The sequence below is a fragment of the Pseudomonas brenneri genome (assembly GCF_007858285.1).
Taxonomy (GTDB): domain Bacteria; phylum Pseudomonadota; class Gammaproteobacteria; order Pseudomonadales; family Pseudomonadaceae; genus Aquipseudomonas; species Aquipseudomonas brenneri.
Window position 1 is genome coordinate 98,955 of the sequence record NZ_VFIL01000007.1, and the last position, 14,293, is coordinate 113,247.

The following is a 14,293-nucleotide window of genomic DNA, read 5'->3' on the forward strand; positions in this document are numbered from 1 at the left end:
CAGTGCAGTCTTCATGAGGATCTGTTTTAGAGTACGCTGGCTGCCCACCGTAATTTTAAACAGCGATTCCCTCCCCTTGCCCACCGTCCATTAATCTGATCCAGCACCCTCTGGTACAACAAAGCGTGCCGGACACTTCCACCATAGGTATTTATTTTTTAATAGACACAGTCGTGGCTCTGCTACCTTCAGGTTTGGTGGGTTCGACTGAGAGGTGCCGGCGACGCATCAAGCGATAGGCTGCCGGAATCACAAAAAGTGAAAGCAAGGGCGCTGTGACCATACCGCCAACCATGGGCGCGGCAATGCGGCTCATCACTTCGCTACCAGTCCCACTGCCCAACAAGATGGGTAACAAGCCCGCAATAATGACGGCCACGGTCATGGCCTTAGGTCGAACTCGCTGCACAGCACCTTCACGAATCGCCGCAATCAATCCGCGCTCAGTGCTGTCACCGACGTCTTCACGTTCGGCCCAAGCGTTCTTCAGGTAGAGCAGCATGATCACGCCGAACTCGGCAGAAACCCCAGCCAAGGCGATAAATCCGACTCCGGTGGCGACCGACAGGTTGAACCCCAAGAGATAGAGGAACCATGCTCCACCGCTCAGTGCAAATGGCAGAGTGGCCATGATCAATAGCGCCTCATCGAAGCGGGCGAAAGTCAGGTAGAGCAGAACGAAGATGATCAACAGCGTGGCAGGTACTACCAGTTTGAGGCGTGCGTTGGCCCTTTCGAGAAACTCGAACTGTCCTGAGTAGCTCAGGCTCATGCCTGGCTGCAGCTTGACCTGTTCATTGATGACCCGACTCAGGTCGGCGACAACCGAGGCAATGTCCCGTCCCCGCACGTCGATATACACCCAGCCTGAAGGCCTTGCGTTTTCGCTCTTGAGCATCGGCGGCCCGTCGCTGACCTTGATCTTCGCCACCGTGCCAAGTGTGATTTGGCTGCCTAGCGGGGTGTAGATTGGCAACTGCGCCAGGGCGCCGAGCGAGTCACGCCACTCACGGGGGTAACGGACGTTGATCGGGAAGCGTGCAAGCCCTTCAATGGTCTCCCCGACGTTTTCACCGCCGATAGCGCCGGCCACAATGGACTGCACATCGGCGATATTCAGCCCGTAGCGGGCGGCGGCCTTGCGGTCGATATCCACGTCGATATAGCGGCCACCGGTCAGTCGTTCAGCCAGAGCCGAACTGACACCTGGCACATCCTTGGCTACCCGCTCGACCGCCTGAGTCACAGCATCGATCTCCGTCAGGTTGGTGCCGGCAACTTTCACCCCAATTGGACTCTTGATACCCGTAGCCAGCATGTCGATACGGTTGCGAATCGGTGGTATCCAGATATTCGTCAGCCCAGGAACTCGTACCACTCGATCCAGCTCTTCCACCAACTTTTCCTGGGTCATGCCTGGACGCCATTGCTCGTGCGGCTTGAATTGAATGGTGGTTTCGAACATCTCCAGCGGTGCAGGGTCGGTGGCGGTTTCAGCGCGCCCCGCTTTACCGAAGACGTGTTCAACTTCAGGCACGGTCTTGATCAGACGGTCAGTCTGTTGCAGCAGTTGTGCCGCTTTCTGCGCCGACAATCCCGGCAGAGCTGAAGGCATATAGAGCAGGTCACCCTCATCCAACGGGGGGAGAAACTCGCCACCCAAGCGCGACATTGGCCATAGCGTACTGACAACAACCAATAACGCCACCAGCAGCGTGATCTTTGGTCGACACAAGACTGCGTCCAGGGCTGGCTGATAGATCCGAATCAACCACCGGTTCAACGGGTTCTGATGTTCACTGGGAATTCGTCCTCGAATCCAGTAGCCCATCAGCACTGGCACCAAGGTCACTGACAATCCCGCCGCTGCCGCCATGGCGTAGGTCTTGGTGAAAGCCAAAGGGCCGAACAACCGTCCCTCCTGAGCTTCCAGCGTGAACACCGGAATGAACGACAGGGTGATGATCAACAAACAGAAGAACAGCGCAGGGCCTACCTCTGCCGCCGCTTCGGTCATTACATGCCAATGACGTTCGCCCTTCAGTTCTTCCCCCGGATTGGCCGCGTGCCATGCCTCAATTTTCTTGTGAGCGTTCTCGATCATCACCACAGCGGCATCGACCATGGCGCCAATGGCAATGGCAATCCCGCCCAAGGACATGATGTTGGCGTTGATGCCTTGGTAGCGCATGACGATAAAGGCAATCAACACACCAACAGGCAGCGAGATGATCGCCACCAGGGATGAGCGCAGGTGCCAGAGGAAGATTCCACAGACTAACGCGACGACAATGAACTCTTCGATCAGCTTGTGGCTGAGGTTTTCAACAGCGCGGTCGATCAGCTTGCTGCGGTCGTAGGTGGTAACGATTTCCACCCCGGACGGCAGGCTGCTTTTCAGTTCGTCGAGCTTGGCCTTGACCGCCGCAATGGTCTCGCGAGCATTCTTGCCACTGCGCAAAATCACCACGCCACCGACGGTCTCGCCTTCGCCGTCAAGTTCGGTAATGCCCCTCCGCATTTCCGGCCCCAACTGGATCGTTGCGACATCGCCAAGGGTCACTGGTACACCACCCGCACCCAACTTAAGCGGGATCGCCCGGAAGTCATTGAGCGTCTTCAGATAGCCCGAGGCGCGCACGATGAACTCGGTCTCCGCCATCTCCAGCACGGCACCACCGGTTTCCTGATTGGCCTTGCCGATGGCGTCGGTCACCTCAGCCTGAGTGATGCCGAAGCTGGCCAATTTCAGCGGATCGAGCTGCACTTGATACTGCTTGACCATGCCACCCACGGTGGCCACTTCCGCAACGTTCGGCAGGGTCTTGAGTTCAAACTTGAGGAACCAGTCCTGAAGAGCGCGAAGCTGTGCCAAATCATGCCCGCCACTGCGATCCACCAGTGCGTACTGATAGATCCAACCCACCCCCGTCGCATCGGGCCCCAACGCCGGCTTGGCATTGGCCGGCAAGCGGCTTTGTATCTGACTCAGGTACTCCAACACCCGCGAGCGAGCCCAATACAAGTCAGTGCCGTCTTCGAACAGCACGTAGACAAAACTATCGCCAAAGAAGGAATAACCACGCACGGTCTTGGCCCCCGGCACCGAGAGCATGGTGGTGGCCAACGGATAGGTGACCTGGTTCTCGACGATCTGCGGCGCTTGTCCTGCATAAGGGGTGCGGATAATCACCTGCACATCGGAGAGGTCTGGCAACGCATCAATGGGCGTGCTTTGCACCGACCAGACGCCCCAAGCGGTGACAAACAGTGTCGCCAGTAGTACTAGGAATCGGTTGGCCACTGACCAACGAATCAGGGCAGCAATCATGGCTGGCTCCCCGATTTATCCAGGCGTTCAACACGCAAGCCATCGTCGGTCTGGCTCAACGCGATTCGAACCTTGTCACCCGCTTTGAGGCCCTGCATCAGCGCCGGACTAGCGAGTGGGAAAGTCATCGTCATGCCAGGCATACCCAGCGTCTTGAAAGGGCCATGGGCGAGCGTGACGTCTTTGTCGTCGATCTCAACGATCTGCCCATCAGCCTCATGAGAGCTGGAGGCTGTTTCACTGGGTGGCGACTCTTCCTCCGTGCGAGCAACAATGCCCTTGAGACTGGCCTCCGAGTCGAGCAGGAACTGGCCAGACGTAACCACCTTCTGACCTGCTTCCAGACCTTTCACTATCGCGGTTTTGCCATCGCTTTCCTGCCCCAGGTGCACCTCCACTGGACGGTAGCGACCAGCGTCTTCGGCGAGCATCACCAGGGCTCGTCGGCCAGTGCGAATCACCGCCTCACTCGGCACCCACAATACACTTTGCTCGGTCGAACGATTCAGGCGTACCTGCACCGTCAAACCCGGCCTGAGGCGCTCGCCCGGATTGGGTAACTCGACACGTACCCGAAGTGTGCGGCTGTCCGGATTGGTTTCGGGCAAAATCGCGCTGACCTTGCCACTGAGTGTTGTTCCTGGGAAGGCCGGCAGTCGCGCTTCGACCGCCTGCCCCACGGTGATAGCTCCGGAATCCGATTCTGGAACGGCCACGGCTAGCCAGACACTGCTCAAGCCATTGACGCGCGCCAGAGTGTCGCCAGTCGCCACGGTCATACCCGAACGGACATTCAACTCTTGCAGCACGCCGCCAATAGGGCTGGTGAGCGTCAGGTAGGGCTGAACCTTACCGCCACGCTCTAACTGAGTGATCAGTGTTGCCGGCATCCCTGTGAGCTGCAGTCGTTGGCGGGCGGCAGCCAACAAGCCAGCATCACCGTTGCGCTTAAGGGCAAGGAACTCTGTCTGGGCGGCCGCCCACTCAGGCACCAGGATATCCGCCAACGCCGCGTTGGCTTTGAGTACATCGCCGGGAGCATGGGCATAGACCCGCTCCACAAAACCAGTGGTGCGGGCCTGAATCACAGCGACATCACGCTCGTTGAATCCCAAGACTCCTGTGACGTCGAGACTGGAATTAAAGATTCCACGGGTGACTGTCGCAAAACGCAGACCGAGATTCTGAGTCAGGCTCGGATCGATACTGACAGTCGCACGATCTCCTGCGCCCCCGGCGTACTGAGGAACCAGTTGCATGTCCATGAAAGGGGATTTACCCGGCTTATCGAACTTTTGCTGCGGGTACATGGGATCGTACCAATACAGAGCCTTGCGCTCCTCTGGGGAGCTGGGACTCTGCTCCGGGCTGGCACCAGGTACTCCGTTCACGCGTTGATGTGCGAACCAGTAACCACCGGCAACACCGAATGCCAGCGAGACGCCTACCAGCAATGCCCCGCTCCATTTTTTAAGGATCATTGGCTGGACTCCCCATACGCAAAATACAGACGCGCACTGGTCAGTGCTCGCTGTTCTTCCACGTCGATCTGTTTAAGACGGGCTTCAATGAGTTCACGTCGGGCGGCAATCACCGCATTTAAATCGCCCTTGCCTGCACGGTAACTGGCCATGCTGAGTTCGACCTTTTCCTTGGCCAGAGGCAACAGGCTGTCCTGATTTCTGCGCACGGCGCGATTCAGACGCTCATAGTCAGCCAGTTCATTTTCCAGTTGCTGGGTATGCTCGCGTGACAGCGCTTCGCGCTCGGCCTCCAACTGGTTGAGTTCAGCCTGCTTGGCTGCAATCCTGGGGTTTTGGCGAGAGTCGGGAAATAGCGGTAGATCCCAGGAAAGTTGAACGCTGACCATGTCGCCGAACTGACGGTCACGACGCTGATAATCAAGCTCCCAACTCCAGTCCGACTGCTTTTGCGCTTCGGCTTCACGAACTTTAGCCTGCGCCTCGCGGGTCATCGGTGCAAACGCTGCCAACTCGGGGTGGTGTTGCAACTTATGGGAGTAGCCTGAGGTATCTACGGGCCATTCAGGCATACGCCCCACGGGCTTGTCGTTGGCGGCGGAGCCAATCCAGCGTTTGAGGGCTGCTCGCGCCTGTGCTCTCTGGAGAGTCAGATCGTCCTGTTGCTCCGCCAGTTGAGCGGCTTCTTGCTTGGGTGTCACCGCATCGGCGGGTTGAGCGCGGCCACCGGCAATTTGGGCCCGGACGGTATCGCTCAGCAGGCGGTTTTCTTTGTAGAAGTCCTGGAACAGCACATCCTTGCGCTCAACCGAGTAGCTGCTGATCCAGGCCAACGCCGTGGACTGGCGCACCTTCAGACGTTCGACTCGACGTTGCGCAGAGGCACGATCAATAGCTGCATCGGCGACTTCGATACGCGCTTTGCGCTTGTCGCTATTGGGCACCTCCTGCCTGATCCCGACCATCTGCATGGTCATGAAGTCCTGGTCGATACGCCAACGATCCGGGCCGCCGATGGGGTAGTTCTGCACGCCCACCAGGAGCTTGGGATCAGGTAATTCACCAGCAGGGATGGCTGCACTGCTGGCAGCCTGAATTTTTGCGTCTTGTGCGGTCAGCGACGGCGCATTGTTTTCTGCCAGCCGCAACGCTTCATCGAGCGTCAATGCGGCAGCGAAACTCGGCAATGCCAACACGCTTGCCGCTAGGCCGGCCACGAGAGACCAGCCTGTGCAATTGCACTTGGAGTTCATGTTTACGATTCCTGTAATCATCCACTGCACGCGTCAAAAGACATGCGCACAGCTAGTCCATCCCGCTAATGCAGAATGAGGCTCAATGTGGGACAGGAATCAAACGCGGGGCGGTCGCCATACCCCGGATAGGGTCTGTATAGGTAGGGAATCGCTGAAAAAGGAAATTGCTACTGGGCTGAACAACGTTACGGGAGGCTTGAAGACCGAGACTTGCAGTATCCCGCCCGTCTTGCATTCCTGGCCCGGCTTGCAAGGCTTACCGTGCTCGGAAGGGCTTTTCATATCGTTGCAGCAGTCCATCCCCATGTCGTCCATCATCGCCATGCCCATCGTCTTCATTGGGCAAGGTTCTGTTGGTGCCTGAACACCCGCCATCCCGCTGAGGGGAAGCGCCAAGCTGATAAAGAAGATGAGGCAAAACCGTAGATAGCGTTTCATGGGCCGGAGTGTAGTCGCTGAAAATGGCTCTTACAATTGAATGCAGGTTCAAAGCAGCCTGCCGTAGGCTCTGATTCATGCGATATCACCGTATCTGAATTAAGCCAGCATTATCACTAACTTATGATTTACGCAGCATTCAGATTAAAGGCGATTGGCCCGTTTCTGCCTGGCGTTACCGGCATTTGCCCAATGAGTGATGGCATCCACCGCAAGAAAACTCAGAAACACCTTATGTTCACGACGCAAAGTGGCCACTAAAGTGTGCTGCTTACGAGTCAGATACCGGACAAAAACTTGACTAATTTCAAAGAGTTAAGTAAAATACAAGCCAGCAGCCAGCAGCCAGCAGCCAGCAGCCAGCAGCCAGCAGCCAGCAGCCAGCAGCCAGCAGCCAGCAGCCAGCAGCCACTAAGGTCGCGCCTACCCGTACGATAATATCCTTACCGCCCCTCCTCAGAATCTTACTGATCGCCTGTGCACTGCTGGCCCTCGCACCGTCAACCCACGCCGCACTGAAAATCCAAGGCACACGCCTGATCTACTTCGGTCATGACCGGGAGGTCAGCATCGGCGTGGTCAACCAGGCACCACAGAAAATGCTGGTGCAAACCTGGATCACCAGCGAGGACGAAGCCGCAGACGGCGATGTTCCCTTTGCCGTCACCGAACCGCTAGTGCAACTGGCTGCCGGGGAGCATCACCGACTGCGCATCCTGTATGCCGGTGAAGGCTTGCCCATAGATCGCGAATCGCTGTTCTGGCTCAACGTCATGGAAATCCCACTCATGCCGGAAGGTCCCAACAGCGTGCAGTTTGCGATACGCCAACGACTCAAGCTGTTTTATCGACCGCCCATGCTCAAGGGTGACTTGGCCGAAGCGGTGCAGCAGTTGGTCTGGCGCAGCGACGACGGACGCACCCTAACGGTCAGCAACCCCAGCGCATTCCACCTTTCGCTGATGAACCTGCAAACCGCCGGCTACGCCCTCAGCGATTATCTGCTGCTCAAACCCTATGAGAGCAAAACCCTAAGCGCCCAAGGCACCTTGCCGAAAGGCGCCACCCTCCACTTCACCGAAATCAACGATATCGGCTTGCAGTCCCACCACAGCGCGGTAGTCAAGTGATCGATCACGGAGTATTTTCACCTATGCCACTGACCAAACGTTTTCTGCCACTACTGTTGTGGGCCGGCGCGGTATTGCCTGCTACCAGCCACGCCTTGGCCTGTGTTGAAGACGGAACCAACTCGGCTATCACTCAAGAAGCGCTGGGCACGGCGCTGGCGATCTCAGCCGATGCACCCGACGGCACTATCATCTGGGAGTCCGGCCCACGCTCCGTCCAGATTCTCTGCAAGCAAGACTACGAAGCCGGCCGCGAAGGCGTGTATTTCTACGTCAATCCAGCCAAAGCCAACATCGGTACGGGTATCCGCTTGGGAATCCGCTATAACAACCAGTTGATCACCCAAAGCACCGGGGCGGTCGCTACCGGATTCTTTTCCGACCACGGTTGCAACTGGGCCAACTGTCAAGGCTGGGACAAGGCACGCTTCACCCTCAATTTCAGCGTGTTCATCGAGAAATATGGCACCACGCCGCCAAACGGCCAGGCCAGTCAGTTGGCCTCGTACCGTGTATTCCAGCTGGACGGCAAGGGCGGGCTCAACCCCCGCCCCAACAGTAACCTTAACTATGTGGTCACCGGCATGAACGATATCCGCTTCGTGCCGTGCGCCCCCGATCTGACCATCAGCCCCAGTGTGGTCAATTTCCCCAATCCGTCGCATAAAGCATCGATTGGAGAAGTCGCCAGCAGCGCGAACTTCAGCTTGAACCTGCGCAAAGGCTGCGACACGCCTTATACCGTCAGTGCGCGCTTCGCCACCACACCAGGCGGTGGCGGTGTGATCAATGGGTTGCTGGTGCCGGATAACAACAAGTCAGTGGGAATCTCGCTATCTCGTGTCGATAGCCAACAGCCACTGCCTTTCAACGACTGGTTCACGCTGCAGGCATTGATGGGGCAAGGTCAGAGCCACAATGAATTTCGCGCGGACCTGAAATGGCGCACGCAGCCGATCCCTGGTGTATTCGACGCCGCAGTGGTGGTGGATATGTATTACAAGTAGGCGTTTTTAAGGGACCTCTTATGCCACGGGCAACTTGAGGAACAAATAGGGTGCGGACACGATGCTGGAGCTACATCACCGCAAGATGCGCGTGAGCGAAGACGGAAGCGGTGATTTGGCTTCAAACATCATTACCGCCGCCATCAAAGTCCGCATGTCGTTCCCTCTTTCGTTTGGCGGGACTCTAGCACTGGTGGACGATTGCAAAAGCCAAGTAGCGTGAGCTGCATTAGGCATCCTGCCGAATCAACGGAACTCGAAAAGTTCGAATTGAAGATTAGCCTTCGGAATCCGATTGATTTCCATAAGCTCATACACCTTGGCGAGTAGGCCTTTTGGACCGCAAAAACTTACTTGAATCTTGTGCGGCTCGGTTTGAGCTGCTGCCTCACGCAAGGTTTCAGCCAACTGCTCAGTACCACCTGTATTACGAACAAATTGCACGCCACGCATTGCGGTCATGCGTTCCAACTCCTCGGAAGGAGGAAACACGCGTGAGGGGGTGAAGCAATAGACCAGGGTTGCCTTTTTGAACTCTTTGCCATTCGGATCTTGCAACCAGGAAATGAAGGGTGAAATCCCCACACCTGCGCCGATCCAGATTTCCCGCTCGGCCTGAGAAACCCGTTTAAATCGCCCATAAGGGGCATAGATAGTGGCCAGCATTCCGGCTTTCGCGCACTCGCACAGCTTTTTGGTGTAATCCCCAAGCCCTCTGATTATGAACTCAACCTGCCCATTTGGACCGCCAGCACTCGCTATCGTGAAAGGGTGAGGCTCACGTAAACCTTTTTGCCGCATTGCCAGAAAAGCAAACTGCCCGGCGCTGAAGTTAAACCCATTATGGGTTGGTTCCAGCGTCAAATGCAGTGCCCTGTTTCCTCTATTGACTGCTGTCACCTTGTACTCGCCAGCACGTGCGAGAAATGGATAAAAAATCAGTTTGTAGAGGGCCGCTGACACACCCAACCCACAGGACAGCGCCAACCAGATACCTGAGGGGCTGAACAACGTGATCGGTGATTTGAAGCTAAGCCAATGCAAGATCACGACAAGAAACAATGGTCCGGAGAGCTTGTGCCACCACCGCCATACGCTGTAAGGAATATTGCGGTTCAGCGCAAGTAGTACGATGAAGCCTAAAGCTACATAGCTCAACTGGCGCACTAGTCGTGTCCAGTATTTTGATAGCTCCAGGATAGGCACGCTGTTCCAAACATCCAGATTTGCCTTGAACACAAAGTGATAAGTGGCAAATACGAGAGCCCAGATGCCTAGCCACTTGTGCGACTCATAGACCCGGTCTAGGCCACCAAATAGATTTTCAATTACACCCCAGCGACTGGCCAGCAGGCAGGAAGCAGCCATAAAGACCAATGCGCAAGTTCCGAGTATCAGGCTGAGAGTTGCCGATGTAAGCCAAGTATCAATAGGTATTTCAATCAGCAACGTTAGTGTAGTAACCACCAAGATACCAATTATGCAGTGCCAGCTCTTCACCGTGAATGCTCCAGTCATCAATATGGTTGTAGGCTGAACCTGATCCTCCCTGAGCGTGTCAGCGACTGGACACGCTAGCAGACTGCCAAAATCGGGGCATGACCCAAGTCATACCTATGGAGAACATCTTAATCATCCCAGACCTGCACGGTGAATCGCCCCGGCGTCCTGCCGACCGAACACCAACCCCTCATTTGCACGCAACAGTCCGACCCTCACCTGGATGCCGCACAGAAGGCGATCATCCAGACTGACTTCGGTTTGGTTGGTAGACAGCTGGAGATTCCCAGTCGCCGGGCGTTCGTCAAGGATGTAGTGCCCCTGGCCCGGCTTTGCCGGGTATCGCCAGCAAGGCTGACCCCTACAGCAGAAGGTGTCAGTCTCCGTCAAACACCACCGGTTTCATCGCCGCCGTATTGACCTTCAGGGTGAACACATCCGGCCGGGCGTAATGCCCGCACACGTCGAAGTCGAGGTTACTGGCCTGCCCCACAGTCAAATCGATCTCGGCATACAGAATCGTCTCCTGATCAAACACCGGCCCGGCCAGCACCTGACCGGTAGCACTGACGATCATGCTGCCGCCGTGCATGATGTAGTCCCCTTCTGCGGCCTCCAGGCTGAAGTCTTCCCGGTAGGCTGCCGGGTACTCGCCGAGGGTGATCGCCTGGCAAGCGGAGAGCACCGGCACCCGCCCTTCCAGTGCGATATGGACCATGGACGCAGCCCAGGTGGGACGGTCATCGGCAGTCGGCGCACAGTAGATTTCAGTACCCTGGGCATACATCGCCTGGCGCAATGCCGGCATGTAGTTTTCCCAGCAGATGACCGTGCCGATTCGGCCGAACGGGGTGTCTACCGGGGCGATGCTTGAGCCGTCGCCGAAACCCCAGATGATGCGTTCCTGCCCGGTCGGCATGAGCTTACGGTGATAGCCTGCAACGCCCTTGCCCGGCGCCAGAGTCACGGCGGTGCAGTACAGGGTCCGGCCCAGGCGTTCGATGATGCCCATGACGACATGGACGCCGGTTTCATTGACCACTTCACAGATCTTGGCCAGCTCCGGACCGTCGAGGCTGACGGCGCCTTGCACATACCGCAAGTACTGCGCGCGGCCGATATCATTACGGCTGCCGACGACGGTGCCAAACGCTGCACCTTTGGGGTAACCACCGAGAAACGCCTCGGGGAATACGGCAAGTTCACTACCACGCTCTGCGGCGTCACGAATCAACCCGACGGCCTTTTCAGCACTCAGTTGCGGCTCGAACGGAATGGATGAAGCTTGAACAACAGCAACCTTGATCATGAGTCTTCCCTTGATGAATGTGTGGATCGGCATTAACCGTGGGTGATATCGCGGTCTTTGGTTTCCGGGAGGAGGAACCAGAGCACGATGAAGCAGATCAGCGACACCGCTGCCAGGTAGGCTGCAGGAATGTTCGGGTTATGAGTGGCCTGGATCAGTGCCACGGCAATGAACGGTCCGGGGCCTGCCAGCAGCGCCAAGGCGACGTTGTGGCCAACAGCAGCCCCGGTCGAACGGATCGAGGCCGGGAACACTTCAACCAGCAGCACCACATCCATCACTGCGGTGATTGCCACCAGCGCCGCCATGATCACCAGCCCCAGCAGAATCGCGGCGAAGCTGCCGGTATTCATCAACAGGAACACCGGGTACGCCAACAGGGTCAGGCCGGCGGCGGCAGTCAGTACAAACGGACGACGGCCGAAGCGATCGCTCAGGCGACCTACCAGCGGGTTGAACAGGGTGTAGAGCACCAAGGCCAGGCTGCACAGCACCAACGCAGTCGATTTGCTCAGGCCCACGGTCTGGGTCAGGTGGGTGTTGGCGTAGGTGATGAAGTAGTACAGCGACACACCGAACAGGGCGGAGAAGGCAAACGAGACCACGAAAGCTCGCTGCTTGGCCCCACGCGACACCTGCTCCACGGCACCGGTGGCACGCTTGTGTTGCAGCGCCTCGTAGACCGGGGTGTCACCCAGTTTGCGGCGAATGTACATGGCCACACCGGCCATGATGATCGAGGCTACAAACGGTACGCGCCAGCCCCAGGCCATGAGGTCTGCGTCCGACAGGGTCGCGGTGATGATGGCGGCGATGGCCGTACCACACAGGAATGCCGCGCCTGCGGTGCCGGTGATCACGCTGGCTGCGGTTGCCCGGCGGTTGGCGGGGGCGCTTTCGACAATGTAGATGCCGGCGCTGGACCACTCTCCACCCACCATCATGCCCTGCAGAAAACGCAGAGCAACCAATAGGATCGGTGCAGCGATACCGATGGCGGCGTAGCCGGGCAACAGTCCGATCAGGGTGGTGGCCAGGCCCATGCCGAACACAGTGATGATCAGCACGGCGCGCCGCCCCAGCTTGTCGCCAATCGGGCCCAGTACCACAGCGCCCAAGGGCCGTGACAGGAAGCCTACGGCAAACACCGCCAACGACGACAGCAGCGAAACGCCGGGCGCGGTGGAAGGAAAGAACAGTTGCCCGATCACCGCGGCGAAGTAGCCGTAGATGGCAAAGTCGAACCATTCCATGAAGTTGCCAATGCCGACGGCAATGGCCCGTTTGCGCAGCTCTGCTGCGTCGTTTGATGAGACCGCGCGCTCACCCTGTTGCGATTGCACTATTGAATCTTGCATCCCCGGCCACCTGATTATTGTTGTGTTTGCGTAGGGCCGAGAATAAGAATGTCGAGTCAAATTAAACAAACGAATACAATAGATGACCATAATTAGCGTTGCTAATATCAGCAGGATCGACCTCAACCTGCTCATCGTTTTTCAGTGCCTGATGAACGAGCGCAGCGTGACCCGTGCAGCAGCGGTGCTGCATGTCACGCAAGGGGCGGTCAGCTCTTCGCTCAAGCGCCTGCGCGAACAGTTTCACGACGAGTTGTTCATCCGTACCAGCACCGGCATGATGCCAACCCGACGGGCGCTGGAGATTGCGCCGAAAGTCACTGAGGCTCTCACCGCCGTGGCCTCCATCGTCGACAAACGCCCGCAGTTTTCCGCCGAATCGTCCACGCGGGTGTTCAACATTGCGCTGTCGGATGACATCGAAAGCTATGTATCGCCACGGCTGGTCAACGAAGCAAAAGCACGCGGGCTTTCGGTGAAATTTGCCTTTCACCAGAGCAACAGTTCGCTGTGGAAAAGCTCGTTGGCCGACCCGGATATCGACCTGGTCCTGTGCTCCGAACCCAAGGAACTGACTTCGCATTACAGCTCACAGGTACTGTTTTCTTCGTCCTACTCATGCCTCTACGACGGACCCAGGCTAAACCTAAAAAACCCGCTCACCCGCGATGAATACCTCATGCATGAACATGTGCGGATTTCCTTCGACGGGCGCCGGGGGTTCGTTGACGATCTGCTGGAAAGCGAAGGGGTCGCCCGTCGGGTGTCGGCATCGTTCACCCACTTCAGTGGCGCCCTGGCGACCCTGGTGCACAGCGATGTGATCGCTACCTTGCCCACGTTTGCAGCACTATCCTATGCGCGGATTGCGCGTTTGACCGTCAGCCCTGTACCGATTTTCGTCCCGGCCTTTCGCGTGTTCATGGTCTGGGATGTGGAGCACAACGACGATCCGCACAACCGCTGGCTACGTAGCTTCATTATCGACACCACCCAGGAACTGCAGCGCGCCTCACACACCGACCTGAGAGGCAGTGACCGGTTGCAAGAGCCGAATGAAAAAAACAGCAGATCATCGACATAATTAACCAAGACGACGACAGCCCGGCAATAAGCCTGGGGGAGATAACGCAATACGGCCTGCTTCCGTGATCGGGATTCGACACGCAAGGTTTGCCGAGCAAGACAACATATTTCCTCGATGACCTTGGCGACAGGGTCATCCGGATAATCAACGGAGGCAAGACGATGACCAGAGAAGAAGCTTACGCAGAGATTGGCAGGCGACCGCATCCCTTTGGAAGGACTGCAGTGGAATTCAATTCGGCGTGAATATCTTATTTTGGGGCGTAAACGCCGCACAGTTGCTGCTGAACGACCTGAAAGGACGGAGTGCAGAAGGCTAGGCGCCACTGCGAAGCCGTCAAAATAGAAAAGTTCTGGAACGGTTCCATAATAGTTATGGAACGCCGAGCAAATACAA

The 14,293-nt window shown here is 57.2% G+C and carries 10 protein-coding genes; 3 read left to right on the forward strand and 7 right to left on the reverse strand.

Translation table 11 applies throughout. The features are described 5' to 3' along the window. Window positions 1–151 precede the first annotated feature (151 nt). The 4 genes from FJD34_RS16755 to FJD34_RS28375 all read right to left on the reverse strand — a co-directional run bounded on the left by FJD34_RS16755 (window position 152) and on the right by FJD34_RS28375 (window position 6,506). Window positions 152–3,331 carry an efflux RND transporter permease subunit gene (locus FJD34_RS16755; protein ID WP_090291308.1) on the reverse strand — a complete coding sequence of 1,060 codons (3,180 nt, stop codon included), beginning with the start codon at window positions 3,329–3,331 and terminating at the stop codon, window positions 152–154. Continuing rightward, on the reverse strand, window positions 3,328–4,812 hold the full coding sequence (locus tag FJD34_RS16760) for an efflux RND transporter periplasmic adaptor subunit (RefSeq protein ID WP_090291309.1): 1,485 nt from the start codon (window positions 4,810–4,812) through the stop codon (window positions 3,328–3,330). Before FJD34_RS16760 ends, FJD34_RS16755 begins: the two co-directional genes overlap by 4 nt. After that, on the reverse strand, window positions 4,809–6,065 hold the full coding sequence (locus FJD34_RS16765; protein WP_065944376.1) for a TolC family protein: 1,257 nt from the start codon (window positions 6,063–6,065) through the stop codon (window positions 4,809–4,811). The genes FJD34_RS16760 and FJD34_RS16765 overlap by 4 nt, the downstream gene beginning before the upstream one ends. A gap of 99 nt (window positions 6,066–6,164) precedes the next feature. Then, window positions 6,165–6,506 (reverse strand): hypothetical protein, encoded by a 342-nt coding sequence (locus FJD34_RS28375; protein ID WP_032857330.1) that lies wholly within the window; start codon window positions 6,504–6,506, stop codon window positions 6,165–6,167. A gap of 521 nt (window positions 6,507–7,027) precedes the next feature. Between FJD34_RS28375 and FJD34_RS16780 the strand changes: the two genes are divergently transcribed. Both FJD34_RS16780 and FJD34_RS16785 read left to right on the forward strand, forming a co-directional pair. After that, on the forward strand, window positions 7,028–7,636 hold the full coding sequence (locus FJD34_RS16780; RefSeq protein WP_223232716.1) for a fimbrial biogenesis chaperone: 609 nt from the start codon (window positions 7,028–7,030) through the stop codon (window positions 7,634–7,636). Between the two features lie 23 nt (window positions 7,637–7,659). Next, window positions 7,660–8,643, forward strand: a complete 984-nt coding sequence (locus FJD34_RS16785) for a fimbrial protein (RefSeq protein WP_065944380.1) — start codon at window positions 7,660–7,662, stop codon at window positions 8,641–8,643. Between the two features lie 246 nt (window positions 8,644–8,889). Here FJD34_RS16785 and FJD34_RS16790 read toward each other — a convergent pair whose 3' ends face one another. The 3 genes from FJD34_RS16790 to FJD34_RS16800 all read right to left on the reverse strand — a co-directional run bounded on the left by FJD34_RS16790 (window position 8,890) and on the right by FJD34_RS16800 (window position 12,810). Beyond that, window positions 8,890–10,143, reverse strand: a complete 1,254-nt coding sequence (locus FJD34_RS16790) for a ferredoxin reductase family protein (protein WP_065944449.1) — start codon at window positions 10,141–10,143, stop codon at window positions 8,890–8,892. Between the two features lie 376 nt (window positions 10,144–10,519). After that, complete coding sequence (locus tag FJD34_RS16795; protein WP_032857336.1) at window positions 10,520–11,452, reverse strand: carbon-nitrogen hydrolase family protein; 933 nt, start codon at window positions 11,450–11,452, stop codon at window positions 10,520–10,522. A 32-nt stretch (window positions 11,453–11,484) separates the two neighbouring features. Then, window positions 11,485–12,810 (reverse strand): MFS transporter, encoded by a 1,326-nt coding sequence (locus FJD34_RS16800; RefSeq protein WP_050593296.1) that lies wholly within the window; start codon window positions 12,808–12,810, stop codon window positions 11,485–11,487. Window positions 12,811–12,892: 82 nt separating this feature from the next. On the opposite strand from FJD34_RS16800, the gene FJD34_RS16805 reads away from it, so the two are divergent. Next, entirely contained in the window at window positions 12,893–13,894 is a 1,002-nt protein-coding gene (locus FJD34_RS16805) for a LysR family transcriptional regulator (protein WP_090291311.1), read from the forward strand. Window positions 13,895–14,293: the final 399 nt, after the last annotated feature.

What these genes read in the sequence shown, in the direction of transcription:
- FJD34_RS16755 (WP_090291308.1), bottom strand. Translation starts at nt 3,331, where the DNA reads ATGATTGCTGCCCTGATTCGTTGGTCAGTGGCCAACCGATTCCTAGTA.
- FJD34_RS16760 (WP_090291309.1), bottom strand. Translation starts at nt 4,812, where the DNA reads ATGATCCTTAAAAAATGGAGCGGGGCATTGCTGGTAGGCGTCTCGCTG.
- FJD34_RS16765 (WP_065944376.1), bottom strand. Translation starts at nt 6,065, where the DNA reads ATGAACTCCAAGTGCAATTGCACAGGCTGGTCTCTCGTGGCCGGCCTA.
- FJD34_RS28375 (WP_032857330.1), bottom strand. Translation starts at nt 6,506, where the DNA reads ATGAAACGCTATCTACGGTTTTGCCTCATCTTCTTTATCAGCTTGGCG.
- FJD34_RS16785 (WP_065944380.1), top strand. Translation starts at nt 7,660, where the DNA reads ATGCCACTGACCAAACGTTTTCTGCCACTACTGTTGTGGGCCGGCGCG.
- FJD34_RS16795 (WP_032857336.1), bottom strand. Translation starts at nt 11,452, where the DNA reads ATGATCAAGGTTGCTGTTGTTCAAGCTTCATCCATTCCGTTCGAGCCG.
- FJD34_RS16800 (WP_050593296.1), bottom strand. Translation starts at nt 12,810, where the DNA reads ATGCAAGATTCAATAGTGCAATCGCAACAGGGTGAGCGCGCGGTCTCA.
- FJD34_RS16805 (WP_090291311.1), top strand. Translation starts at nt 12,893, where the DNA reads ATGACCATAATTAGCGTTGCTAATATCAGCAGGATCGACCTCAACCTG.